The sequence below is a fragment of the Bartonella sp. AP280QHHD genome, from assembly GCF_042196125.1.
In the GTDB taxonomy this organism is placed as follows: domain Bacteria; phylum Pseudomonadota; class Alphaproteobacteria; order Rhizobiales; family Rhizobiaceae; genus Bartonella.
Window position 1 is genome coordinate 195,174 of sequence record NZ_JBHIPQ010000015.1, and the last position, 25,356, is coordinate 220,529.

The following is a 25,356-nucleotide window of genomic DNA, read 5'->3' on the forward strand; positions in this document are numbered from 1 at the left end:
CTATGTTTTTCATGATCTTTCATGAAAAACAATGAGTTATCATTATAAATCAACGTGACAGTGCTGTTATGAAGAGAACTCTCCCCTTAATTATTCATAGAGATTAACGTGGCATCGTTTTACATTCTATACACAGAAGTGTCTTTATAAAAATACTTCATCTCAGGCAAAAAAAGAACAGCCCGTTAAAAAAGAAAAACACCTCAATGCTTGCTTTTCTTTTTTCCATGAGAGATTTAAATTGATAAGCCTGTCTGAAAAGAATACTGTTTATGCCCTTAAAGATACTGCTCTTGTATCAAGATCACTTACTCAGATGAAAATTGCAGTTGAGCCAAATGCGCATAAACATTATTTTTTATAATGAGTTGTGTGTTCCTTCTTCCACAAAAGCGCCTTTATCCATCACGAGAATACGATCTGCTTTTAAAATTGTTGCCAAACGATGTGCAATGACCAGGATTTAGGATTTTGCATCAATCCTTCTAAGGTATCTTGCACCAACTTTTCACTGTTTGCATCTAAAGCAAATCTTGCTTCATCAAGTGGCAACATTTTGATTTATAATAATAATTCATTGTCTTGTATGTTGAATGAGAATCCCGAATACCGTAAGATTCTCTCATTTCAAACCTGTTCCATGGTGAACCAATCAAAACCATGTCTTTTGCACGTACCAAGCGGAGAGAGCCCGCGTGAATAAAAAACTATTAAGAAAGAACTTAAAATGCCTATAATAAATTATCTCAAGTGCCAAGGGCTGTAGCAACATCCACGAGTTGGCAAATATAATGACGGTGCCAGCTTGCAACAAGAGGGCTGCATTTCTTAAAATCGCCAGTACAATACCAATGCGTTGTTTTTGCCCCCCAGAAAGCATAGTACCACGTTCTTCTACTTGCGTATCCAAGCCATCTGGTAAAGCTTGAATAAATTCAAATGCATTGGCAGCTTTAGAAGTGGCCAAAATTTCCTCTCCATGGGTATGTTCAGTTCCAAAAAAAGAAGAAAAGTTTACAATTATTTTATTTCAAGTCTTTATACTCTAGGGAAGAAAGGATTTATGCATATATTCAAAATGATTTTTGAATTTAAAAACGCAACCACAATGATTTATAAGTGTTTAAGACCCATCTGTTTATGTCGGATGCGTTTTTGAATTAATATTTAAAGTGCACTCTTTGATAGGATAAAAATCCATCCATTTGCAATCGATTTGTTTAAAACCTTTGTTCCCCATAAAAAGGAGGCTTTTACATGCCAATATTACCAAAACGATTTTTGAATTTAGAAAGACGACCACCACGATCTACGAGTGTTTGGGAGCCACCTGTCCATGCCGGATGCGTTCTTGGATCAATATCTAGATTAAGAGTATCGCCTTCTTTTCCCCAAGTAGAGCGCGTCGTATATTGGGTTCCATCCGTCATAACAACGGTAATTTTATGATAATTGGGGTGAATATTCGCTTTCATGCGTCAAACCTTTTGCGTTTATAGAATGAAATAGCACTTGCTTGTTTTTTTAAGTGCACTTCCTTTGTCTTTTTGATACATTGATTAAAGTATTTATTTCTATAACTGAGCACGCATCAAAAAACAAGTGTTCAAGATACATCATTGTATCAAGTGTTACAAATCCAATACAGTGAGCAAAATTTTATGACATTACGTTCTCGTTCAGAAAAATCGACAAAGTCTTCCCCTAAAAAATCTTCATTCTCTTCGCTTGCAATTTTTGTTCCTTATCTTTTGCGCTATCGTTGGTTGTTTATCTTTGCTTTTCTAGCGTTATCTGTTGCTGCTCTAGTCACATTAGCTTTGCCTGTGGCTATCCGCCAAATGTTTGATCATGGGTTTTCTACTTCAAGCCATGGACATATCAATTTTTACTTTGGAATTTTGTTTATCTTAGCCTTGTTTCTCGCATTTGCTTCAGCAGCCCGTTATTACTGTGTTATCACCTTGGGAGAACGGATTGTTGCCGATTTACGGCGTGATGTGTTTGTCCATATTATGAAACTTTCTCCTGCTTTTTTTGATCGATCACATTCAGGAGAGATTGTTTCAAGGCTTCTAACAGATACCACACAAATAAAATTAGCTGTGGGCTCTACCGCCTCTACCGCTTTGCGTCAGCTGATTATCGTGATCGGAGCCGTCGTGATGATGGTGATCACCAATGCTAAATTGTCTTTGTTGGTTTTAGCTGCTATTCCTGTTGTGGCCATTCCCTTGGTAGTCTTTGGACGTAAAGTTCGCTCTCGTACCCGCGCGGCGCAAGATCGTCTCGCAGATGCCAATGCTGTTGCTACAGAGCAGGTAAGTGCTATTCGCACTGTGCAAGCTTTTACCGCTGAAAAACTCGTTACAATACGTTTTTCACAATTGATAGAACGTGCTTTTCAAACAGCACGTGCTTCTGTAATCTTGCGCTCCTTTTTTACGGGGTTTGCAATTTTTTTGGTTTTTAGCAGTGTGGTTGCTGTTTTATGGATTGGATCGCGCGATGTTTTGAATGGAACGATGACAGGAGGGACATTAGGGCAATTTGTCCTTTATGCGGTTTTTGGAGCTTCTACTTTTGCGCAATTATCGGAACTGGGAGCAGAATTAATCCAAGCAGCAGGCGCTGCTGAACGGCTTGCCGAATTGTTACAAGAACAACCTACTATTGTAGCTCCTAAAAATGCTTTATCATTAGAGCAACCTGTTCGAGGTGAACTTGTTTTTGATCAGGTTGATTTTACCTATCCTTCTAGACCACAAGAGAAGGTTTTACGCTCGCTTTCATTTTCTGTAAAAGCAGGCGAAACGGTTGCTTTTGTTGGGGCTTCCGGAGCAGGAAAAAGCAGCATTTTTTCTTTGATCCTTCGTTTTTATGATCCGACAAATGGAACAATTCGGTTGGATGGCATAGAAATTAATCGCCTTTCTTTACAAGATTTACGCAGTGCAATTTCCTATGTTCCACAAGATGTTGCTATTTTTGATGGAACATTGCGTGATAATATTATTTTTGGAACTGAAAATACCCATGAAGAAGAAATCCTTGCTGCTGCTAAAGCGGCTAATGCATTTGAATTTATTCAAGCTTTACCAGATGGCTTGGATACGCAAGTAGGAGAACGCGGTACCATGCTTTCTGGGGGACAAAAACAACGCATTGGTATTGCGCGGGCAATTTTAAGAAATGCACCCCTGTTGCTGCTTGATGAAGCAACATCGGCTTTAGATGCAAACAGTGAAAAGTTGGTGCAAGACGCCTTAGAAGGGTTGATGCAAAACCGCACAACCTTGGTCATTGCACATCGTTTGGCAACAATTTTAAAAGCAGATCGCATTCTTGTTATGGATAAAGGCGCCCTTGTGGAAGAAGGAACCCATGCCGAACTTGTGGCAAAAAATGGCGTTTATGCTTACCTCGCAAAACTCCAATTTTCACCTGAGTGAGTGATCTTGATACAAGAGCAGTACTTGGGCGTGAATACCGCGCTTTACAGGTAGAGAATTATTAATTTAAGGGCTCATGGAAAAAAGAGGGAAAAAAATTGAGTTTTTTTCTTTTAAAGTCTTAACGGGTTGTTCTTTTTTCTGCGCAAGATGGAGTATTTTTATAAAGACACTTCTGTGTACAGAATATAAAATAATACCCAGTTAAATCTCTATGGGCTATTAAGATGTGCAAGGAGTTCTCTTCATAACAGCACTGTCACGTTGATTTATAAGGACAATTCATTGTTTTTCATGAAAGATCATGAATACCATAGGATTTTCTCATGTCAAACCCTCATAGTGAGTCAAACAAAATCTCTTGGCTTGCTCATCACAAGCAGAGTTGGCGTGTGAAGTGAAACGGTACAAGAAAGGAATAAAATACCTCTCTTGCCCCTTTACGTTCTAAGGGCTGTCAAAACATTGGGGCGCTGACAAAAGAGTATACGCTGGCAAAGAGTATAATGGTGCTCGCTTGCTGAAACCCTTACGCGGCTCACTTGATAGGCTCTAGGGACACAAGCACTACCCTAAAGACTGACCACACTCTTTAAAAAACTGAATATAAAAATTTTTTCATGCCCTCTCTCACCGCTCTAAACAATAGTGTTTACCGAAAATCATGACAAATTGTAATTCACAAATACGCTTCTCTCTATTGCAAGAATATCCTTTTATTCTCTTTCAAACACACGAACACTTTTTGAATATTGTTTGCAGATCCGTCTTATTGAAAAAGAGCAAAGACTTTTTTAGCACTTTTGGGCTTCTTATAACTTTTGTATGAGCGCGTATAAGCAACAGCTTTTATAATAAACTGGCTTTTGGCAAAATTGTAAAATTTTATCAAATTTATTGTTTTTAAATATCACCACGACTACTGTTCTGCTCTTGCAGACACGCAACCTCAAAACACTTTCTCTTTGCTCATAAATTGTCTCTCCAGCTCTCTCTTTCAGGCATAGCCCATAAAAATAAGGATAGAGTACTTCGATTGAACACCATCTTCTCACCCCCTCCAAGCCCCATATATTTTACAGCTCTCAATTTTATAGCATCCCCTGTCGTGCTTTAAGAAGGCATTTTAACGATGATAAGAACATGTACAAAGAGGATATATCTTTAGGGTATTTATGTTTTAAAGCTTGCACGAAATCGTAATTTTTTTGTATAGCGAGTCAAGCATATGCAGAACTGACACCCTAACCATTTCAAACCATTCAGCTGTTTCAGGAACAGATAAGCCAAGTTCTACGATTATATCTTCAACCACGAATTCACCGAAGTACGGAGGATTTTCACCATTTTTTAGCGCTCCCTCTTCAGTGATCCTCTCGATAATTAACTCATTCAGCATCTATACCAGCAAAGCGAAATATTACGTGCTAATTTTCCTTTACATTCATTAGCCAAGCCCCCTCAAAATGACCTTTTAGTGAATAGAGCTAAAAGGATAAGTCTTCAAAACCATTTGGTAACTATATCAAGAGCACCTAAAATACGCCTTAGTTTCTAAGATAGGCAACTTCCCCCCTTTATCGTATCAGTCTTGTAGAACTTTAAACCCTTTACCTTCAAATCAAAAAATTATAATTGGATTATATTGCATAAAGATGCTTTTTCTCATTTTTCCATTTAACACACGATAAGTTACCATTTAGGCACGATGAGAAGCTTGCCCCTTATATCATACATGAGAAAAACAAAATAAGCCATTTGAGTGTCTTAAGGTCAAGGATGCCGTTAGGCGCACCGCCCTTGTAAAGGGTTGCCTTGAGGCTTAAGGACCCAAGGCTTGTTAGTCCCTTCATTAAAAGCGGGTTTGATGTTATGATTTTGGAGAGCGATTATTAAGAATTTGAGAGGCAGACAGCCTCTCATTTTTATTTGTATGCAAACGAATTGCACTCTATTTATTCAGGGAGAATAAGAACATACCCAGGAGGTGCTAAACGGAATAAGAGAGCGTCGTAACCCCACGCAGCAGACAGGCAGCAAATAGAAGAAACGCCTTCAGCAATTGCCATGAGTAATGCGAACGATATACCGGCTTCATCTGCTGTTGCGTCACGGCGTTCTAAGTAGTATCCGACAAAAAAGAAAAAGCACCCTATTCCACTCACCGACCCAAAAACTTTTAATGCGGTATGAACCGGTCCACGTATGCTGAGCAAGATAATAAAAATTATGAAAGTAAATACTGTAAAGATCCCTTCGAATACCCCACGCACCATATTGCACAATTTTCGCATCATAATTGCAGAAAAGCTCTGTTCTGCGTATCGATTTTTTCTTTTGATGCTTGTATTCTTAGAAGATATGCTGTTATTTTTAGAAGATATACCGTCCACAACTCCCCCCGTTTTAAGCCAAGATGCTATGAAGTTATTTATTTTTAATTATATCATCACAAAATACAAGAAAAATTTATCCATTTTAACGAAAAAATAGGTGTTTTATTGAGGTACAAATCTATTTTCTTTCGCAAGAGTTATTCAATTCGTTCGCCAATAGAAAAACTACCCCCATTGAAGAGGAAGCTATCCTGACGCAGAAAAGCTTCATAAGCTGTATTCCAATCCGCTCAGAAATCGCAACTTTCTAATCTACCCGCTTAATCCACCTTTGAAACTGCAATCAAATGAATTCTGCTGATGACAAGTAATGATAACATGAAAAAGAAAAAATATCACAATATCAAACTCTTCAATACAGTATGAGCTTTCTGATTTTCACTCAAAAAGCAAGTGCCCACCCATGAACGACACCATACTAAAGTGCTGTGCATTCACAAATTTCCTAGCATTGTCTCCCCTTCTCGAAATTGCACCTCTCCCGCAATCTTATCTCTCGATAGCACCCATTAAAGACTTTTAAAAGGTCCAAGGAAAAAACTCTCTGAGAAAGCTTTCAAGTCTAAAACGCCCCCGCCATTTTTATCATGATGAGGGCACAAAAAATCACGCAGAAACATGCAAAATCTCTCCGCATTTAAAAACAGGGCTTGTGCTTCAATCGCACGCTTTTTCTTGTTCTCTTGTCCATTGTCCCAAAGCCGCAAGATGATTCATCCGAGCCCGATGACGAAATGCCTTCTGTGCAACAGCAATATTCTCATCTTTTCCTGCCCATGCTTTTAAGGCAGCTGCTTGCAATGCGCGTCCATAGGAAAAGGTCAATTTCCAAGGCAATACGCCCAAAGAATTCATAGCAGATAAATGCGCCGTTGCTTCCTGATCAGACTGCCCTCCAGAAAGAAAAGCAATTCCTGGAACAGCAGCAGGAACAGTTTGTTTAAGCACTTGGACGGTCTTTTCAGCAACTTCTTCAACAGAAGCCTTGCGTGCATCCTTTCCATCAATCACCATATTGGGCTTTAAAATCATCCCCTCCAAAAGAACACGAGCTTCAAACAATTCTTTAAAGACAGCCTGCAAAACAGTGCGTGTCACCTCAAAGCAGCGTGTAATTGAATGCCCACACGATGATCCATCCATCAACACTTCCGGCTCAACAATGGGCACAATATTGAACTCCTGACATAAGGCAGCATAGCGTGCAAGAGCTTGTGCATTTTGTCTTATGGCGCCTCTTGTTGGCAAAGTGTATTCATCAATAGCAATTACCGCACGCCATTTAGCAAAACGTGCTCCCAAAGCATAATAATCTTTTAGCCGCTCACGAAGACCATCCAACCCTTCGGTAATTGTTTCTTGGGGAAAAGCAGCCAAGGGTTTTGCACCGGTATCAACTTTAATCCCTGGCAAAGCGCCTGAATCCCGAATAAGATCCGTCAACATTTTCCCAGTTGATGCTTTTTGCCGAATGGTTTCATCAAATAAAATAACCCCAGAGATGGCGTTTTCCATCGCTTCTTTTGTACTAAAAAGCATTTCACGATAAGCACGGCGCTTATCTTCATTGGATTCAACACCAATGCTTTCAAAACGCTTTCCAATGGTCGCCGTACTTTCATCTGCCGCCAAAATACCTTTACCCGCATGCACCAAAGCAAGTGCAATATCTTCAAGCCGTTCATTCATAAAAAATTCCTCTTATTTTGTCTTAATTTCTAAAAATGCGCAACACTATCAAAACACTCTACACGACCGTATAGTTTTTCTTTAACCTTCCCCTTCAAAGAAGCCCTTTAAGCCTGCATAAGGGCAAGAATACCAGGAAGAACCTTACCTTCCATCCATTCCAAAAAAGCTCCTCCAGCAGTTGAGAGATAAGTAAAATCATTGGCAACACCGGCATGATTAAGGGCAAAAACCGTATCGCCCCCTCCCGCAATTGAAACCAACTTTCCCGTCAAACTACGTTCTGCTGCATGGCGTGCAACGGCAATGGTTCCCTTATCAAAGGGAGGCATCTCAAAAACACCAAGGGGTCCATTCCACACAAGAGTAGCAGCTTCATCTATCGCAGCATTGATATGCGCAATAGAGCGCGTCCCAATATCCAATATCATGCCATCTTGTGGAATATCTTCAATGTCATAAAGACGATGCGGTGCATCTTTTTCAAAACGAAATCCCACAACAGCATCCTGAGGGAGCAGAAGCGTACAGTGACACTCTCGCGCTTTTTTAATAATTTTTTTTATCGTTTCCATCAATGCATGTTCACACAGTGATTTCCCTACATGGATACCTTGCGCTGCTAAAAAACTGTTAGCCATCCCCCCACCAATAATTAAGGAGTCAACTTTTTCCACCAAATGATTGAGCACAAAAAGCTTACTAGAAACCTTTGCTCCTCCCACAAGGGCAACCACAGGACGTGCTGGATTGCCAAGTCCTTTTTCTAATGCCTGCAATTCACCTTGCAAAGAGCGTCCTGCATAAGAAGGCAACAAATGCGTTATTCCCTCCACCGAAGCATGGGCACGATGAGAAACTGAAAAAGCATCATTGACATAGAGATCTCCATTATGAGCCAAAGCTTCTGCAAAAGAACAATCATTCTTTTCTTCACCAGCATAAAAACGAACATTTTCAAGCAGTAAAACACCACCATTTTGTAATGACTCAACTGCAACCTGCACCGCCGAACCGATACAGTCAGGAGCAAAAGCAACCGGCTGATTAATGATCTTTTCCAGCACTTGCACAACAGGACGGAGTGAAAACTCTTGCTCTACCTTTCCTTTGGGGCGACCACAATGAGAAAGCAGAATAAGTTTAGCACCACGCTTTTGTAGCTCAACGAGTGTCTCTTTATGTCGTACAAGACGCGTCTCATCGCATACCTTACCTTGCGCCATAGGAACATTAAAATCTACGCGCACCAGAACACGTTTACCCAAAACATCAACATCATCAAGTGTACGAAACCCCATCACTGCTTCCTCTTCACTTTCCATTGTTTCAAATAAAAACGCATCCAACAACCCTGCCCACTTTTCTTTCCACTTATCCCCCTCTTTGCTTTTACAAGAGATCCACGACAGCCTATCTCTCACCCTTTGCTTAATAAAAATCCAAAGCTTTTATCGTCAAATGTACAAAAGCCCACCATTGCTCTTAATCTTCATATTCCATTGTGGCAAACAAATGCATTGGCTCAACTTGATCTCTATTAAAGCTTCCTTTTACTTCTAGGAAAAAGAGTTTACATCTCCTGTTTTCTAACGTTTTCTCAAAAGGTATCTCGTTCAGATCTTACTTTTTCAAAGTTTACTCTTTCATGCATCTTTTAAAAGCACGTATTGACACAGTATTAAAACAAAACACATCATCAATTTTTCAATAGCCTCTTCTCTCTAGCGCATGAGAACAACAGCCTCTAACTGTTTTTCTCAAAATTGCACAAAAATGAGACTTTTCCCTATAAAAAGAGGACCCTGAGGTCCTCTTATATTGTCTTAGCAAAAGCCACAGCCGTATCACTCATACGGTTAGAAAAGCCCCATTCATTATCATACCAAACCAGAACGCGACAGAGCTTACCATCAATCACTTTGGTTTGATCATTGTGGAAAATAGCTGAATGAGGATTATGATTAAAATCACAACTCACGAGTTTCTCTTCTGTAGTGTCCAAAACACCCTTCAAAGAACCTTGTGCAGCAGTAGCAATAGCTGTATTAATTTCTTCGATTGTTGTGGAACGCTTAGCGATAAATGTCAAATCAACCACAGAAACATTAGGGGTCGGAACACGAATCGATACACCATCAAGCAATCCCTTTAATTCTGGCAAAACCAATCCCACAGCTTTTGCCGCTCCTGTTGAGGTAGGAATCATAGAAAGAGCTGCCGCACGTGCACGATAAAGGTCCCGATGCATTGTATCCAATACAGGTTGATCACCCGTATAAGAATGGATTGTTGTCATAAAGCCCTTTTCAATGCCCACCGTGTTGTGTAAAACTTGTGCAACAGGCGCCAAACAATTGGTTGTACAAGAAGCATTTGAAACAACGCGATGCTCGCTGCTTAAAGATTGATGATTAACCCCATAGACGACCGTAAGATCTGCTCCTTCAGAAGGCGCAGAAATAAGAACACGCTTTGCCCCCGCATCTAAATGAGCACTTGCTTTATCACGCGCAGTAAAAATACCCGTACATTCCAAAGCAATATCGATATCCAAATCTTTCCAAGGCAATTGAGCAGGATCACGCTCTGCGCATACCTTTATTAAACCACCTCCCACATCAATAGCATCCCCTACCACCTTAACAATCCCAGGAAAACGCCCATGAACTGAATCATAGCGTAATAAATGGGCATTTGTTTCCACCGATCCCAAATCATTAATTGCAACCACTTCAACATCTTGTCGTCCACTTTCCACAAGTGCACGTAAAATATTGCGACCAATACGACCAAACCCATTAATTGCAACACGAACTGTCATTTCACATGTTTCCTCATCAATTTTTAAAAGCACAACATTTAAAACACAATAAATGGGTATTTCACCAATCCAAAATCATTAATTCCCACAATGTCAATATCTTGATCACTCACTCACTTATCCACAATAATGCACAAGATCATCCACAATACTGCACAGAATATGATGCCCTACAATCACCCCATTCATGACAACACAAGCTGTCACTTTGTCTTTTCCTCTTTGATCTTTTCCAGCCCTTTTTCAACGGTGGCAACAACATTTTCCCAAGTAATACCAAAATGCGCATAAAGGGCATCAATTGTTCCACTTGCCCCAAAGCCCTCCATACCAATAAACACACCATCACAGCCAATAAAACGGTCCCATCCTTGGGCGACAGCAGCTTCAATGGCAACTTTAATCGGTGCATCTCCAATGAGAGCACGCTGATAGGAGAGAGATTGTTGAGAAAAAAGTTCAAAACAAGGCACAGAAACCACACGCGTTGGGATGCCTTTTTCTTCTAACACCGCATGTGCTTCCACTGCAATTTGCAATTCTGAACCAGAAGCAAACAGCGTCACTTGTGCATCATCGCTAGCTGTTAGAAATTCATAAGCACCAAGCATACAGAGATTTTCTTCTTCATACTCTTGACGCAAAAGCGGTAGATTTTGTCGACTTAAAGCCAAGGTAGAAGGCGTCCCGCATGCTTTCAAAGCCAATTGCCAACACTCGACTGTCTCCATAGCATCGGCAGGACGGAACACAAAATGATTAGGCATTGCACGCAGGCAAGCCAAATGCTCTACGGGTTGATGGGTCGGACCATCCTCACCAAGACCAATAGAATCATGAGTCATGACATAAATCACCCGCAACCCCATGAGAGAAGACAAACGCATAGCAGGACGCATATAATCAGAAAAGCATAAAAAGGTTCCCCCATAAGGAATAAAGCCGCCATAAAGGGCAAGACCATTCATCACAGCTCCCATTGCATGTTCGCGAATTCCATAATGCAGATAGCGCCCTGAAAAATCTTCAGCAGAGATACTTTTCATCTGGCTACTTTTTGTATTATTAGATCCGGTTAAATCAGCCGAACCACCAATAGTCTCAACAACGACTTCATTGATCACTTCAAGAGCCATTTCCGAAGCTTTACGCGTAGCAACAACGGGGCGCTCTTCAACCAATTTCTGTTTATAAGTATCAATAGCGCCATCAAATCCGCCCACGAGATCGCCCCGCATCAATCTTTCAAACTCCACACGCTCTGAGACAGGAAGATCAGCAAATTTTTCTTCCCATTTTTGGCGTTTTTTAGCAGCATTGAGACTAGCCAAGCGCCAATTATCGAGAATATCGGCTGGAATAACGAAAGGCTCAGCATCCCACCCTAACGCGATACGGGTTTCAGTGATTTCTCGTGCGCCCAAAGGGGCTCCGTGAACTTTATTGGTACCCGCTTTATTGGGTGCTCCAAAGCCAATTGTTGTTTTACAAGCGATCAAAGTTGGTTTATCGGAATTTTGTGCCGCCTCAATAGCCCGCGCAATTGCTGCTTGATCATGCCCATTGACTTTATGTGTCTCCCAACCAGATGCCTTAAAACGCGCAATCTGATCTGTACTGTCAGCAAGGGAAATCTCTCCATCGATAGAAATATTATTATCGTCCCACAACACAATAAGCTTATTGAGTTTCAAATGACCAGCAAGGGAAAGTGCTTCTTGAGATATCCCTTCCATAAGGCATCCATCGCCCACCAACGCATAAGTGTAATGGTTGATAAGATCACCAAAACGAGCATTTTGCAAACGCTCTCCAAGAGCCATCCCCACAGCATTAGCCAACCCTTGTCCAAGAGGACCAGTCGTTGTTTCGATTCCTGCCACATGCCCATATTCTGGATGCCCAGCAAGCTTTGCTCCTAATTGGCGAAAATTTTTGAGATCTTCAATGCCAATATCTTCATAACCAGAAAGATACAAGAGAGCATAAAGCAACATAGACCCATGTCCTGCTGATAACACAAAACGATCACGGTTAGGCCAGCGAGGTTTTTTGGGGTCATGAGCAAGGAATCTTGTATAAAGAACCGTAGCAATATCGGCTGCTCCCATTGGCAAGCCCGGATGACCAGAATTTGCTTTTTCAATCGCATCAATAGCAAGAAAACGGATAGCATTGGCCATCTGATTCTGTTGGTGGGTGTTTGTCATGAATACTCGACCATTTCGTTAAATACGTTATTCTGTTGCTTTTTCCGTATTCTCTTAAAATTCTCAAGAAATACTATTTTCTAACCATTAGCGTGAGACTTTTTGCCACCACTTCAATAATATTAATAACATTCCCCTCACGCGTTCTGTATATCCATGTCATTTATGCCAATACGCGCAAAAAATCCAGCTTTTAATTTATATCTATCCCCTGCTTTGCTTGCTAAAATATCCTACATACTTAAAAATAAAATGCACACAACACAAGAGTGAAAGTGATTCGTTTTTGCATAACACATTGATAAAGGATACAATTACCCAAAGGATAAAAGCAATGAACCAAGAGACTACAGTTCTACAAGATGCTTTAGAGCACCTAGAAAAGGCACTTAGAACTTTAGAGATCACCATAATAAACCGCAATGCCGTTATTGATAAAAATAACGAATGGGAAGAAGAAATCCAACGAATGAATGCTGACCGCAGCCATCTTGCCCAAGCGCTTGACAAAGCTGAAGCCCAAATTGAACGCTTAGAGTCCGTAAACAAAGAAGTTTCCAAACGTCTTATTAAAGCAATGGAAACAATTCGTGTTGTCATTGATAGATAAAGGTTTGAATGTATGGAAACTGTTTCCGTTACCATTGATGGTAAAGTTTATCGCATGGCTTGTGACAAAGGACAAGAACGTCGTCTTATTGCGCTTGCTGCTCAATTGGATCAATATATCACACATTTAAAGAACAATTTTGGTGAAATTGGCGACCATCGTTTATCGGTTATGGCTGGCATAATGATTATTGATGAAATGGAAGAAATAAAACGAGAAAATAAAAAATTACAAGAAGACTACAATACTCTTTTACGACTCCACAACGAAAGAGACCGCACCATGGGGAAAATTATGCGTGACACCACACAACGCATTGAAAATCTCACAAACCAATTGCTCAAAGATGATCAAAACCGCACAAACCTTCAAGAACAAGAACAGGAACAGGAAGATTTCTAAAAAGTACATCAGCGCATAATAAACCAGAGATTTGACTTGTCCGCCACATCTCACAGGATAAAAATTCTTAAACCCACACCAGTGTGTAAACAGTCTGGTTTTTTATAGGAAGGATTCCAGCTACTCACGACTTATGGGATTAACTTAAACCTCAACAAGAAAGCCCTACCCTGAATATTTCACCTCCGCACAAACGCTTCCTACATCAAGGAGACTGCCTTATATCACCACATTTCAAATGAGATGTCTTTTAACCGCGCAATAAGATAACAAAATCAACATCATTGTAAAAAAATCATATAAATGACAACAGCAACAAACAAATAAAGCACCCTTCGAAAAAAAGAGCTATATTCATGTTCCCTATGAATGCATGCCCAAAAATCCTTGCCCCTTAGATAATATCAAGCAGATTCAATATATATTAAAAAATAACCTTATCTATTATACCGTAAAACACCGCTATTTGATACTATAAGCACCATGGAGTCTTTGCACCTGAGATGTCCATCCGATGAAACCCACCGAAAAGAACCGTATCATTTATAAACCAGCGTGAACTTTAGTATTTTCATCCTTTAGAGCAGGAAAAAAGTCAAACCCGAAGAGTATGTTAATCTCATACAACCTCAAACATCATAAACAACAATAATAGCTCTTGAAAACATCCTCTACCGCTATTTTTATCCTTATAACAAATAATCCATATTTCTCTCCCCACCCCTCAAAATCTCCAAGCTTAATAAAAGAAAGAGCAAGTCGGCATCATCATTATAGTCAGACCTCAATATTGCGATAGCCCCCTTGGCTCGTAAAACGATTCATAAGAGGGACGCCTTTCTTGTACAGCTTTTTCCCATAAAACCCACCCGCTTGTGATGTACAAACAAAGAGTTATGATTAACAAAACATAAATAAATTTAAGAAAATCTTACGGAATTCGGGGTTCTAATTCAAGTTTAATAACGATAAATTATCATTATAAATCAATATGTTGCAAATGCTTCGACAAAGCATATTTTAAAAACACATTCACCCATCACTTTTTCTCATAACATACCAGTACGATTTTTTAGGCACATAATTTTAATTTTATTCAATTCTGTTTGCAAAAGTTTAAAATGGGAAAAATTTCAAGGCTCTTATCCAAAAAGCGAAAGAATGAACTCTCATTATCAATAAACATCTCGCTCGTATAAACATCAATAAAGCAATCCCCAATCTGTCTCAATGAAATAAAAGGGGGGCTCCCATTAAATGCCTACCGTAAAAGCAGTTTCCTCAGAACTAAAACAAAATCAACAGACAACATCACCGCATCTGCTTCCATCCCCAAACTGGACGACCTAATGCAACACCTTGCTATCTTACGATAGGAGATAAAAGAATAATGGGTCTATGGAGGCATTCACAAGAAGCGCACACCCGTTGTTTTTAAAGCCTGTTCAAAGGCGCATGAAAAAACACCATGCGTAAACGGCTCAAATCCCTTTCGTTCCATCTTGAGAGACAGAAGCAATACGCAAGAGATTTGTCGCACCGGGCGTTCCAAGAGGAACACCGGCTGTTACAAGGAAACGATCCCCTCCTTGGCAAAAGCCTTCCTGAAATGCAATGGCTGCTGCTCGATCAACCATATCTTCTAAATTGCGAGCATCTTGCGTGACCACACAATGAAGCCCCCAAACGAGAGCCAAACGCCTTGCTGTTTCCACAATGGGCGATAAAGCAATAATCGGTCTATTAGGGCGTTCACGAGAGGCGCGCACCCCCGTTGTTCCTGAAGCCGTATAGGCAACGATAGCGGATAGAGCAAGTGTTTCAGCAATCTGACGCGCAGCAAGAGAAATCGCATCCGTTCCTGTTGATTCTGGTGCTGGATGTTGTGCTCCAACCTGAGCGGCATAAGTGTGATCCTGTTCGATTTGTCGCGCGATTCGGTCCATCATAAGCACAGCTTCTTCAGGATAACGACCAGAAGCAGATTCAGCAGACAACATCACCGCATCTGTTCCTGCATAAACTGCTGTAGCAACATCCGACACTTCTGCGCGTGTGGGAACAGAAGATGTGATCATTGATTCGAGCATTTGTGTTGCCACCACAACCGGTTTTCCAGCTAAACGACAAGCTTTTATCAACTCCATCTGAAGTGCAGGGACCTTTTCCAGAGGCATTTCCACACCGAGATCACCCCGTGCAATCATAATACCATCGGAAATTTCAATAATCTTCTCTATATGCTCCAAGGCTTGAGGCTTTTCGATTTTAGCCATCAAAGACACCTTACTTTTCGTCAACTGACGCACCGCCATAATATCTTCTGGACGTTGAATAAAAGAAAGAGCAACCCAATCAACAGGCTGCTGTAAAAGAGCCTGAAGATCCTCCTTATCTTTTGACGTCATCGAATCAAAAGGCAAAATTGTATCGGGAAAACTCACACCTTTTCGATCAGAAATACGGGTACCAGAAACCACACGACACTGGACAGAATAACCATCACATACTTGCGCGCGCAGTTCCACCCTTCCATCATCAATCAACAACCGGTCCCCTGGTTTAACAGCCGCAAATACATCCTCATGAGGGAAAAAAACACGCTGCGCATCGCCAAGAACATCGCGATTATCTAATGTAAAGCTTTGCCCAACACGCAAATCTTCTTGCCCCTTAGCAAAACGCCCCACACGCAGTTTTGGCCCCTGAAGATCCACCAAAATACCAATGGGGCGTCGAACTGTTTTTTCAACTTCTCGTATAGACTCGACCAAATCACCCAGCATATCACGATCAGTATGGCTCATATTAAGACGAAAAACGTCTGCTCCTGCCCTAAAAAGCTTCTCAATCATCAAACGAGAAAAAGAAGAAGGACCAAGAGTCGCAATAATTTTTACTTTACGTGCACGTTTCACGGTGGAGAATTTCCTGAAAGAGAAGGTATAACTGAATTGTTTAACAAAGACTCATCCGTCAACTGTACCATCCAACTGGTTTGATTTCCGGTATCGATCTCTTTAAATTCAGCCTTTTGATATCCTCGAGGGAAACAATCATGAACCCCTTGAATAGTAAATTGGCTATCTTGCACACACATGGTCACAGAGCCTGCCCAGTTCCCTTTTTTTTGTGCCCCTTCCGCATAAAAATAATAAAACCGTGAAGCAAGAGGCCCCTCAATTAAAGTTTTACATTCCGTCACTGGTACCGTCCACCAGCCTTCGCTCACCCACCCTGAAAATGTACGATATCCAAGAGCAACCCCTACAGACTGTTGGGTTGTATTACAAACTCTAAAGTCAGCTTTTGCAAAAACAACAAGGGGAAACAAGAGCAAAATGCTCAAGAGAAAAACTTTTAATCCTTTCTGAAACACCCAATATCGCTTTTTTAAAATCACAAAACTTCCTCTATAATGCCAAATTCTCAAAACAAATTACACATTTCTTTTTTTTAAAGCTTTTCAAATCTAAAACGTATATTTTTATATTTTTCTTTTTATAGCCCTTTTATCAATGCATATATCTTAAAAATTTTACAAAATATTTAAAGTCAATTTGTAAAAAAGCTGTGTAGCTTGATTTACTTTTTATTTTCAAGCTTTTTTAACATAAATTCGTCGTCGAAAAACAACTTAAAATATATAACCTGGAGAAAAATACAATGAACGATACAGTAACCGATCAAACACACGCTATATCCGTAAACCAATTACGCTCTTTTATCGAACGTATTGAACGGCTAGAAGAAGAGAAAAAAACCATTTCTGATGATATTAAAGACGTTTACACTGAACTTAAAGGCTCTGGTTTCGATAGTAAAGCTGTTCGAAGCATTATACGGCTGCGTAAAAAAGAAGAACATGAACGAATGGAAGAAGAAGCAATCATTGAACTTTATAAAAATGCGCTTGGTATGAATTAAAACCATTGATAACGTTGGAAATTTTTTTAAGAAAAGAAAATGCAAAAAACAAATGAATGTATAAAAATTTCACCCAACAATAAGCCGTTTGTGTAACTTGTAACGAGACTATCGGTCACAGAATACACAATATTGCAACAGCCCTCACATTTAAAAGGATTTATACAGAGAATTTTTATTCTTGTTCTTCAATAATTTTTATCCACATAAACCCTCACTTGTATGCCAACCTATGCCAACTCAGTTTGTGATGTGCAAGAGAGGTGTTTTTTATGATTAAACATCAATAAATTTGAAATGAGAAAGTCTTCCGATATTGAGGACTCTCTTCAAATTAAAAAAATGAGTTATGATGATAAATCAATTTCTTATCTACGAAAAGAAACATATGAAAGCGGTCAGCCGTTGAAATCCGCTAAACGAGAGTCTGAACCGTTTACAAAAGAAGAGGTGGTTAAGGATCTTCGTCTTTTAGGATAGGGAAAAGTGCAGCATATTTACACATTTGATAAAAAGACCCTTAACAAAACTTTATTCGAATCTATTAACGGACTCATAAAGATCATTGATTCGAGAGGTTAGAATGTGATCTCTCCATTTTCCAGAAATCATCAAATAGTCTTTGGCATAGCCTTCTTTTTCAAAATGAAGGCGTTTTAATAAACGTTCGCTTTTTATGTTCTCAGGTCTATAATTTGCCATCACTCTATGCAGATGATAAACATGAAAGATATGGCGTATTAGAGCCGATAAACTCTCAAACATGAGACCTTTGCCTTGTTGTTTTTCATCAAGAGAAAAACCAAGATGACAGGCTTGAAAAACACCCCGAACCACATTTGTAAAATTCACAACACCGATGACTGTGTTTTCATTTTTTAATCGTACAGCATATCGGTATGCTTGTCCCTGTGCGCTTTCATAAGCAAATGCATTGGCTCGTGTTTCCCAAGCTGTTAGGCTGTGGTAACCATCAGATCTAACAGGTTCAAAAGGACGCAGATGATTCGCATTACGGAGGAAATAAGAAGACAGTTCAGCTGCATCTTCTAAACCGATCAATGTGGAAATTGTTCGCTTTGTTTTAATTGCCATCATTTTCTCCTCCTAGACAATGTCACAATAACACGTTGATTTATCTTAACAAATCATCATTTTTAAACTCAAATCATAATGTCGAATACAGTAAGCTTTTCTCATCACAACACTTCTTACGTTAGAATCAATGAGGATCTTTTGCTTTTCCGTCATAAGTGGGGGTGGTATGTTTAAAGCATAAGGTAAAGACAGGGGAATATTTCTTATGAATGCTCTCAAGTTCTAAGGGGCGCTGTAGCAACATTGGGGACTGGCAAAGTATGCAAGGGAATTGGCGTACTTCCATATACGAAATTCTGAAAAAACTTACGGCAAAGATAGTTTTGTTTCTTTGCCTTGTAAGCTCAGAGCATGCTTGTTTTGCGCTACCATATCACTGCTCCCCCGTATACAAATCCCAATGACCATCGCCTTGAGATGCTATATGTTACAGTGCAATCTAAAAAGTCTCTGCCATAACTCGTCAACAACACTGTTCCCGCTAAATCAGCGACAAACTCTTGTAACAAATTAAAGAAAAGCGATGATGCAATACAAATCTTTTAAAGTTTTTTAGATATTACCGTGAACGCGCTTCCATTTCTTCGCGTAAAATTTCAAGTTCTAACCATTCTTCTTCTTTTTGTGTGCAAGTATTTTTCTTTTTTGCCAACGTTGTTGATAAACGTTCAAAACGCTCTTTATCACTGCGATAAAGGGCTGGATCAGAGAGTTCTTGCTCAATTTTTTTGATTTCGTCCTGTAAAACAGCAATTTCTTCAGGCAATTTTTCCAATGCATAAACCTGCTTATAAGACAATTTACCTCGTGTTTTTTTCTCCCGCCCTATCAAGCGATCATCTGTTGATGTGTCCTGCTTTGAAAGCTCTCCCGCATGAGATTTTGAAGGTGCTTTACGTTGCGATAATTCTGTTCTTTTGCGTTGTAAGCGAAGAGCATGCTGGTTTTGCGCCATCATATCACTATAGCCGCCCGCATACAAAACCCAATGACCATCACCTTGAGGTGCCAACATATGCGTTACAGTACGATCTAAAAAGTCTCTGTCATGGCTGACCAACAATACTGTCCCCGCAAAATCAGCAATAAATTCTTGCAACAAATCCAAAGTTTCCATATCCAAATCATTGGTCGGTTCATCAAGAATCAAAAAGTTTGCAGGACGAGAAAGAAGTCGTGCAAGCATGAGGCGTGCTCTTTCTCCCCCAGAAAATTCTTTAAGGGGAGTGCGTGCTTGTTCCGGTGAAAATAAAAAGTCTTTCATATAAGAAACCACATGCCGCTCCAACCCATTGATCACAAGAGTATCACCTCTTCCCCCCGTTAAATAATGCGCTAAAGTTTCTTCTTCATTTAAAATACGTTGCTGATCAAGCAATGCCATAGAGAGGTTATAGCCATGCCTCACCGTTCCACTATCCACGGCTTCTTGCCCAATTAATGCAGAAAGGAGCGTTGTCTTTCCGATTCCATTGGGTCCTACCAAACCGATTCGATCACCCCGCTGAATGCGCAAAGAGAAATCTTTCACGATAATGCGATCACCATAGGATTTTGAAATTTTCTTTGCTTCAAGCACCAATTGCCCAGAATCATGACTTTTTGCTGCTGTCAAAAGTGCATTTCCTGGCTGCCCTTTATAGGTTTGATGACGCTGTCTTAAGTCTTTTAATTCGCCTAAGCGCCGTACATTACGCTTACGCCGTGCGCTCACGCCATAACGCAACCATTGCTCTTCACGAGCAATTTGGCGCCCCAATTTATGCTGTTCGATGGCTTCTTCTTCCAGTGCTTTATCACGCCAATTTTCAAACTCAGAAAAACGCTTTTCCAGTCTTTTGGTTGTGCCACGATCAAGCCATACCGTTGACCGCGTAACATTTTCTAAAAATCGCCGATCATGGGAAATCACCACAATCGCTGAACGCAAAGAAGCCAAAACAGCTTCCAGCCATTCAATGGTTGGTAAATCAAGATGATTGGTTGGTTCATCTAAGAACAAAATATCGGGTTTTGCAGCAATGGCCCGTAACAATGAAACACGCCGCTTTTCGCCTCCCGAAAGCGTTTCCAATTTTTCCGTCCCAGAAAACCCTAAATTTGTGCGAAGCGTATTAATCCACTGAACATCAGATATATCATCCAGCCCCGCTTCCATATAAGCATTAATATCTTCAAATCCTGAACAATCCGGATTTTGTGAGACATAACGGAGCGTTACTCGCGGGTGGCGAAAAATTTCGCCACCATGAGGTTCTAATATTCCTGCGGCAATTTTTAATAAGGTTGATTTTCCACAACCATTACGGCCAACCAACGCAATACGCGCCCCCTGCTCAACCGATAAAGAAGCTTGATTGAGCAAAGGCGTTTTTCCAAAATTTAAGAAAATGCGGTCAAGCCGCAGAAGCGGCACCGCCATTAACGAACGCGGCGCGGACAAGGTGCTTGATACATCACCCCTCTTGCATCACGGTAAGCACACAATTGCCGTACAGGAACTCTTTGTCTACAAGGTGCTTGGTAAACATGCCCTCTACGACCACGATACGTGCACAATTGTGATGCCTGTCTTTGTTGTTTTCTTTGATTTGCAGCTGCACCTGTTACTGTTCCAGCCAAAGCACCAAATGCTGCACCGGTAAGTGCTGCTCCAGGCGTACTTCCAGCAATAGCAGTTCCAGCCAAAGCACCGATTGCTGCTCCTCCTACGCCGTAACGTGCAACGCGTTCATCATTTGTAGTACAAGCGACTGAACTGAAACCAATGGCTGCAACAACGGCCACTTTAAAAATTGATTTTAACATATCAAAACCTTTCCTTCTCAAGATCAATACATATATCGTTTATGTCGGCACTTCATCACTAGGCCCCCCCCTGCCTTATTCAAAATATATTGGAAGAGCTTTATGGAATAGGTACAGACACTAGCAATATAGCTTTTCCAGAACCTAAATGGCAAGAAAAGGTTCCACAAATACGGTTAGAAAGTGTTAAAGAAGAGCCAAATGACACATTTTTGTCACAAATTGGCCATTTTACTCCCTTAAGCGTTAAACCTTTTAAATCAGAAAAACCGATAAGACTAAACAAACACCCTTTAGGCAAATCATATGAACAAGGCTTTGGCAAAACCGGCCAACCTTCTTCCAAACCGCTTGTCAACAACACTGAAATACCCCTTTCAGCCATCATCAACGCTTGCGTCATATGAGAAAGGCTATGATCACTTCGCTCCCCTCCCAAAGCACCGCATAAAATAAGCTTTTTAGCACCCTTTTGCAGCGCTCTTTCACATGCCAGAGCACTATCTGTCATATCTTTATCAGAGGGAAAAACTTCACGCGGAACATGATTATATTGGCGGATTAAATTCTCATCTGATGAATCAAAATCTCCTAACCACAACTCAGGCGTTACATTAAGCGTTGCCGCATGACGCATACCACCATCCGCAGCAATCACCCGACTGTTTTGAATTTGATTAAGCAAACGATCAGTGATATGAACATCCCCATTTAATAATATCGTAAATGTTGTCATGCCATACTTTGCCTTTCACAAAATTTTCTTTACAGTGCATCTTTTTATAAGTGAGAGTCATTTTTTATAAACAAAAAGCATGATATAGCCAAACGAATCCTTATCCCTAATGCCTTTCTTAAAGAAACATACGATACAAAGATACAAATGCAATTTGCCAAATTACTCCGCAGAAATAATGTGCACCATGGTCCAACGCACCCCATTTTTCACCGCAATTTTCTTTTTCGCTCTTGCCTGTATAAAGCAACTTTCATAAGTCTAACGTTTCTCCTTTCGGCTTGTCATACACCACTTTCTCAAAATGATAGGCTTTCTTCCACTTCTTCTAAAACGATCAAACGTACCAACAACCACAATATCTATGTCACATTAAGCGCTCTGCAACACCCACGTATTTTGCAAATGTATGGTGGCGCTTATCATGATGCAAAACTTGAACACCTTTTAGCAAAGATTGTCCGTAAACTGGCAGTTGCATCACATAGTTCTCATCAAAGCTATTCTGTAACAATTTTAAACTCAGAAACTATCAATGCTTTTGCGCTCCCCAACGGCTCGATCTACATCACTCGTGGTATGCTGGCATTAGCCAATGATTCTTCAGAAGTTGCAGCCATTTTAGCCCATGAGATAGCACATATCAGAGCCAATCATGGCATTTTACGCCTGCAAAAAGAAGCCCAATTAAAGATGACCAATCACATGTCTTCACGTCTTCTTTCTTCTATTGGCAAAAAACTTCATAACCCTATGCAAAACAAGCAACAACTCGCGCAATTTTCCCGCAATCAAGAGCTGGAAGCTGACTCCCTTGCGCTCGAAATGCTCCAACAATCAGGATATGATCCTTTTGCTTCACCACGCTTTCTTCAAACAATGGAAGCCTATAGTGCTTTTCGTAATATCTCTGGCACCCAAAATGCCTCTCTAGATTTTTTAGCCTCCCACCCAACTACCCCTCAACGCATTCGGCTTGCGATAGAAAAAGCGCGTAAAATCAGTAAAGGGAATAGTAAAATATCCGATCATGATTCTTTTCTCAAAAGCATTGATGGCATAATTTTTGGAGGAGGCTTTTATACAGGTTTTGTACGAGGCAACCAATTTATTCACCCACAATTGCGCATAGCTTTTTCTGTTCCAAACAATTTTACAATAGAACATTCAGCACACACTGTTTGGGCCAGTGGACCAGATAAAATTGCGATTCGTTTTGATGCTATTCCACATCCTGCTGAAATATCTGCGAGTGATTATTTGAAAAGCGGCTGGATTATCGGTCTAGATCAATCATCTATCCGCCCCATCACAATTCAAGGGCTCCCCAATCAAGAATTTATGCGCCAAGAATCCCAAAGCCAAAGTTTACTTGGAGCGCGGGCCTATGCTACCAATGATCAATGGCAATTTGATGTGGTTGTCATTCCATTCAACAACCACATCTTTCGTTTTTTGACGGCCGCTCCATATAATTCTCGAAATTTTGCAGAGGTTGCCCAAAAAACGCTACAAAGCTTTCATTCTCTTTCATCTTCACAGTTAAAAAAATTGCAGCCCTTAAAAATCCGTGTTGTCCGTGTTAAACAAGGAGAAACCGTTGCCAATCTTGCAGATAAAATGCAATACACACCATATAAAGAAAAACTCTTTCGCATCCTCAACGCCCTCTCACCAACGCAAACTTTACCCGCAGGTACAAAAGTGAAAATTATTACAGAATAAGCCTTTCTTCTCATCCGTTACAGTTTTGATTCTTTTCTGCCTGTATCACGCCCTCCCCCTTAAAGCATATTCGAAAATAAAGAGGAACACTTTAAAATCCAACTTCATCATGCCTTTATAGGTCTCCGTTTGATATATATATTTCCTCCAACTAACAGCCCCCTATCTTCCTCTGTTTATCAGTAGCGCCCCCAAGGAGGCATATTCCTAAACAAATATGAACACCCCCTAAAACTGACTTTATCATATTCTCATATGCCCCCACTTAATACATTCTCTTTCCTCCCCCCCAAAGCCTTTCACTGCTTATATATCGTAAGCGTCTTCTGAATGAACCGTAAGGAGAGCAGAGCGCAATTTTTGCAAAGCCCTAGCTTCAATTTGACGCACGCGCTCTTTCGAGATTCCTAACTTTTCACCTAAAACTTCGAGAGTCGCCCCCTCTTCATTTAAGCGACGAAAGCGAATAATTTCCAACTCCCGTTCGTTGAGAATTTGCAACGCATCGTAAAGCCATTGTGTACGCCGTTGACCATCAATGACTTGCTCAATTAAAGCATCAGGAAGAGGACTCTCATCCACCAAAACATCCATCTTAGCAATGGGATTATCACTGTTCTCAGAAACAGAAACACTCAAGGAATTATCAGAACTGGAAAAACGAAAATCCATCGTTTCAACATCGCGCACGGAAACACCGAGTTTTTCAGCGATTGTGCGAAAAATATCCTGTTTTGACAAAGCACTATCATCTTGTATCAGTTTTGCACGCAAACGCCGAAGATTAAAGAAAAGTGCTTTTTGCGAAGAACTCGTTCCCCCTCGAACGATTGACCAATTTCGCAAAATATAATCTTGAATAGAAGCGCGTATCCACCACGTTGCATATGTTGAAAAACGCACTTCCCGATCAGGTTCAAAACGTGCAGCTGCTTCCAATAGTCCCACATACCCTTCTTGTACCAAATCCCCCAATGGCATTTTGAAACGTTTAAAGCGATTAGCAATAGCAATCACTAAACGCATATGAGCCGCTGCAATTTGATGCATGGCATCATCATCACGTTTGTCTTTCCACCGCAGAGCCAAATCATGCTCTTTTTGTCGTTCAAGATAAGGTGCTTGCATAGCAGAACGCATCATATTACGTCCTAAGCTTTTGTCTGCATCGCTATAATTTTTGCTGCTTTTATAAACAGCATTTGAAAGATTACCCATAATAACCCCTTGCGATTAAAATTATCAAAATTGATTTGGCAACGACATCATTGTTCTTCGCTTAAAAAGAACGCAAAAGTTGTTAACTTCTGTGACCACTACTTTAACGTGTAATTTTATAATCGCAATTGTTTTTTTTTACTGTCATGGTAAAACTTCTTGACATAAGACACAATTTCACCTGCAAAATGCCTTTACAATATGCCTTTTAGCCTATGAAATATTTGAAAAAACTTTCTCTTCACTTTTCATGACAAAACA

Annotated in this window: 19 protein-coding genes and 1 pseudogene; 5 read left to right on the forward strand and 15 right to left on the reverse strand. The window is 40.3% G+C overall.

Features of this window, described 5'->3' with window-relative positions; all coding sequences use genetic code 11:
* Nucleotides 1–308 precede the first annotated feature (308 nt).
* The 3 genes and pseudogenes from ACFIMK_RS01990 to rpmE form a co-directional block, all read right to left on the reverse strand.
* A pseudogene (locus ACFIMK_RS01990) lies at nucleotides 309–555 on the reverse strand (ABC transporter); the annotation flags it as partial.
* A gap of 97 nt (nucleotides 556–652) precedes the next feature.
* Nucleotides 653–967: a hypothetical protein gene (locus ACFIMK_RS01995; protein ID WP_375638269.1), complete on the reverse strand. Its 315-nt coding sequence runs from the start codon at nucleotides 965–967 to the stop codon at nucleotides 653–655.
* Between the two features lie 286 nt (nucleotides 968–1,253).
* On the reverse strand, nucleotides 1,254–1,475 hold the full coding sequence (gene rpmE / locus ACFIMK_RS02000) for a 50S ribosomal protein L31 (protein ID WP_005774581.1): 222 nt from the start codon (nucleotides 1,473–1,475) through the stop codon (nucleotides 1,254–1,256).
* 186 nt (nucleotides 1,476–1,661) lie between these two features.
* Between rpmE and ACFIMK_RS02005 the strand changes: the two genes are divergently transcribed.
* Entirely contained in the window at nucleotides 1,662–3,452 is a 1,791-nt protein-coding gene (locus tag ACFIMK_RS02005; RefSeq protein WP_375682911.1) for an ABC transporter transmembrane domain-containing protein, read from the forward strand.
* 1,955 nt (nucleotides 3,453–5,407) lie between these two features.
* Here the strand turns inward: ACFIMK_RS02005 and ACFIMK_RS02010 are convergent.
* The 5 genes from ACFIMK_RS02010 to tkt all read right to left on the reverse strand — a co-directional run bounded on the left by ACFIMK_RS02010 (nucleotide 5,408) and on the right by tkt (nucleotide 12,571).
* Nucleotides 5,408–5,845, reverse strand: coding sequence for a hypothetical protein (locus tag ACFIMK_RS02010; RefSeq protein WP_375638267.1), 438 nt, complete (start codon nucleotides 5,843–5,845; stop codon nucleotides 5,408–5,410).
* 660 nt (nucleotides 5,846–6,505) lie between these two features.
* On the reverse strand, nucleotides 6,506–7,537 hold the full coding sequence (locus tag ACFIMK_RS02015) for a class I fructose-bisphosphate aldolase (RefSeq protein ID WP_375682912.1): 1,032 nt from the start codon (nucleotides 7,535–7,537) through the stop codon (nucleotides 6,506–6,508).
* A gap of 107 nt (nucleotides 7,538–7,644) precedes the next feature.
* The gene (locus tag ACFIMK_RS02020; RefSeq protein ID WP_375632092.1) at nucleotides 7,645–8,838 is read right to left on the reverse strand and encodes a phosphoglycerate kinase; all 1,194 of its coding nucleotides are present in this window, start codon (nucleotides 8,836–8,838) and stop codon (nucleotides 7,645–7,647) included.
* Nucleotides 8,839–9,353: 515 nt separating this feature from the next.
* Complete coding sequence (gap, locus tag ACFIMK_RS02025; protein ID WP_375611739.1) at nucleotides 9,354–10,361, reverse strand: type I glyceraldehyde-3-phosphate dehydrogenase; 1,008 nt, start codon at nucleotides 10,359–10,361, stop codon at nucleotides 9,354–9,356.
* 203 nt (nucleotides 10,362–10,564) lie between these two features.
* Entirely contained in the window at nucleotides 10,565–12,571 is a 2,007-nt protein-coding gene (tkt, locus tag ACFIMK_RS02030; RefSeq protein WP_375638265.1) for a transketolase, read from the reverse strand.
* Between the two features lie 334 nt (nucleotides 12,572–12,905).
* Here tkt and ACFIMK_RS02035 point away from each other — a divergent pair, with 334 nt between their 5' ends.
* Both ACFIMK_RS02035 and ACFIMK_RS02040 read left to right on the forward strand, forming a co-directional pair.
* Entirely contained in the window at nucleotides 12,906–13,181 is a 276-nt protein-coding gene (locus tag ACFIMK_RS02035) for a DUF4164 domain-containing protein (RefSeq protein WP_005774573.1), read from the forward strand.
* Nucleotides 13,182–13,193: 12 nt separating this feature from the next.
* Nucleotides 13,194–13,583 (forward strand): cell division protein ZapA, encoded by a 390-nt coding sequence (locus ACFIMK_RS02040; RefSeq protein ID WP_375613188.1) that lies wholly within the window; start codon nucleotides 13,194–13,196, stop codon nucleotides 13,581–13,583.
* 1,481 nt (nucleotides 13,584–15,064) lie between these two features.
* Here ACFIMK_RS02040 and pyk read toward each other — a convergent pair.
* Together pyk and ACFIMK_RS02050 are read right to left on the reverse strand one after the other, a co-directional pair.
* Nucleotides 15,065–16,501, reverse strand: coding sequence for a pyruvate kinase (pyk, locus tag ACFIMK_RS02045; protein ID WP_375674806.1), 1,437 nt, complete (start codon nucleotides 16,499–16,501; stop codon nucleotides 15,065–15,067).
* Nucleotides 16,498–16,986, reverse strand: coding sequence for a DUF1036 domain-containing protein (locus tag ACFIMK_RS02050; RefSeq protein WP_273790491.1), 489 nt, complete (start codon nucleotides 16,984–16,986; stop codon nucleotides 16,498–16,500). The genes pyk and ACFIMK_RS02050 overlap by 4 nt, the downstream gene beginning before the upstream one ends.
* Before the next feature lie 263 nt (nucleotides 16,987–17,249).
* Between ACFIMK_RS02050 and ACFIMK_RS02055 the strand changes: the two genes are divergently transcribed.
* On the forward strand, nucleotides 17,250–17,510 hold the full coding sequence (locus ACFIMK_RS02055; protein WP_005774567.1) for a DUF2312 domain-containing protein: 261 nt from the start codon (nucleotides 17,250–17,252) through the stop codon (nucleotides 17,508–17,510).
* A gap of 531 nt (nucleotides 17,511–18,041) precedes the next feature.
* On the opposite strand, the gene rimJ is transcribed toward ACFIMK_RS02055, so the two are convergent.
* The 4 genes from rimJ to ACFIMK_RS02075 form a co-directional block, all read right to left on the reverse strand.
* A complete protein-coding gene (rimJ, locus tag ACFIMK_RS02060; protein WP_375628687.1) occupies nucleotides 18,042–18,605 on the reverse strand; it encodes a ribosomal protein S5-alanine N-acetyltransferase in 564 nt (187 codons plus the stop codon).
* 562 nt (nucleotides 18,606–19,167) lie between these two features.
* Nucleotides 19,168–21,030 carry an ABC-F family ATP-binding cassette domain-containing protein gene (locus ACFIMK_RS02065; protein WP_375682661.1) on the reverse strand — a complete coding sequence of 621 codons (1,863 nt, stop codon included), beginning with the start codon at nucleotides 21,028–21,030 and terminating at the stop codon, nucleotides 19,168–19,170.
* Nucleotides 21,030–21,416 (reverse strand): hypothetical protein, encoded by a 387-nt coding sequence (locus tag ACFIMK_RS02070; protein WP_375645924.1) that lies wholly within the window; start codon nucleotides 21,414–21,416, stop codon nucleotides 21,030–21,032. The genes ACFIMK_RS02065 and ACFIMK_RS02070 overlap by 1 nt, the downstream gene beginning before the upstream one ends.
* A gap of 100 nt (nucleotides 21,417–21,516) precedes the next feature.
* Entirely contained in the window at nucleotides 21,517–22,152 is a 636-nt protein-coding gene (locus ACFIMK_RS02075; RefSeq protein WP_375613185.1) for a thiamine diphosphokinase, read from the reverse strand.
* A gap of 147 nt (nucleotides 22,153–22,299) precedes the next feature.
* Here ACFIMK_RS02075 and ACFIMK_RS02080 point away from each other — a divergent pair, with 147 nt between their 5' ends.
* Entirely contained in the window at nucleotides 22,300–23,877 is a 1,578-nt protein-coding gene (locus ACFIMK_RS02080; RefSeq protein ID WP_375613184.1) for a M48 family metalloprotease, read from the forward strand.
* A 306-nt stretch (nucleotides 23,878–24,183) separates the two neighbouring features.
* Here ACFIMK_RS02080 and ACFIMK_RS02085 read toward each other — a convergent pair whose 3' ends face one another.
* The gene (locus tag ACFIMK_RS02085; protein WP_375628693.1) at nucleotides 24,184–25,095 is read right to left on the reverse strand and encodes an RNA polymerase factor sigma-32; all 912 of its coding nucleotides are present in this window, start codon (nucleotides 25,093–25,095) and stop codon (nucleotides 24,184–24,186) included.
* Between the last annotated feature and the right edge of the window lie 261 nt (nucleotides 25,096–25,356).

Excerpts from the sequence above, each read along its gene's own strand:
- rpmE (WP_005774581.1), bottom strand. The coding sequence starts at position 1,475 with ATGAAAGCGAATATTCACCCCAATTATCATAAAATTACCGTTGTTATG.
- ACFIMK_RS02005 (WP_375682911.1), top strand. The coding sequence starts at position 1,662 with ATGACATTACGTTCTCGTTCAGAAAAATCGACAAAGTCTTCCCCTAAA.
- ACFIMK_RS02015 (WP_375682912.1), bottom strand. The coding sequence starts at position 7,537 with ATGAATGAACGGCTTGAAGATATTGCACTTGCTTTGGTGCATGCGGGT.
- ACFIMK_RS02020 (WP_375632092.1), bottom strand. The coding sequence starts at position 8,838 with ATGGGGTTTCGTACACTTGATGATGTTGATGTTTTGGGTAAACGTGTT.
- gap (WP_375611739.1), bottom strand. The coding sequence starts at position 10,361 with ATGACAGTTCGTGTTGCAATTAATGGGTTTGGTCGTATTGGTCGCAAT.
- tkt (WP_375638265.1), bottom strand. The coding sequence starts at position 12,571 with ATGACAAACACCCACCAACAGAATCAGATGGCCAATGCTATCCGTTTT.
- ACFIMK_RS02035 (WP_005774573.1), top strand. The coding sequence starts at position 12,906 with ATGAACCAAGAGACTACAGTTCTACAAGATGCTTTAGAGCACCTAGAA.
- ACFIMK_RS02040 (WP_375613188.1), top strand. The coding sequence starts at position 13,194 with ATGGAAACTGTTTCCGTTACCATTGATGGTAAAGTTTATCGCATGGCT.
- ACFIMK_RS02055 (WP_005774567.1), top strand. The coding sequence starts at position 17,250 with ATGAACGATACAGTAACCGATCAAACACACGCTATATCCGTAAACCAA.
- rimJ (WP_375628687.1), bottom strand. The coding sequence starts at position 18,605 with ATGGCAATTAAAACAAAGCGAACAATTTCCACATTGATCGGTTTAGAA.
- ACFIMK_RS02065 (WP_375682661.1), bottom strand. The coding sequence starts at position 21,030 with ATGGCGGTGCCGCTTCTGCGGCTTGACCGCATTTTCTTAAATTTTGGA.
- ACFIMK_RS02070 (WP_375645924.1), bottom strand. The coding sequence starts at position 21,416 with ATGTTAAAATCAATTTTTAAAGTGGCCGTTGTTGCAGCCATTGGTTTC.
- ACFIMK_RS02075 (WP_375613185.1), bottom strand. The coding sequence starts at position 22,152 with ATGACAACATTTACGATATTATTAAATGGGGATGTTCATATCACTGAT.
- ACFIMK_RS02080 (WP_375613184.1), top strand. The coding sequence starts at position 22,300 with ATGCAATTTGCCAAATTACTCCGCAGAAATAATGTGCACCATGGTCCA.
- ACFIMK_RS02085 (WP_375628693.1), bottom strand. The coding sequence starts at position 25,095 with ATGGGTAATCTTTCAAATGCTGTTTATAAAAGCAGCAAAAATTATAGC.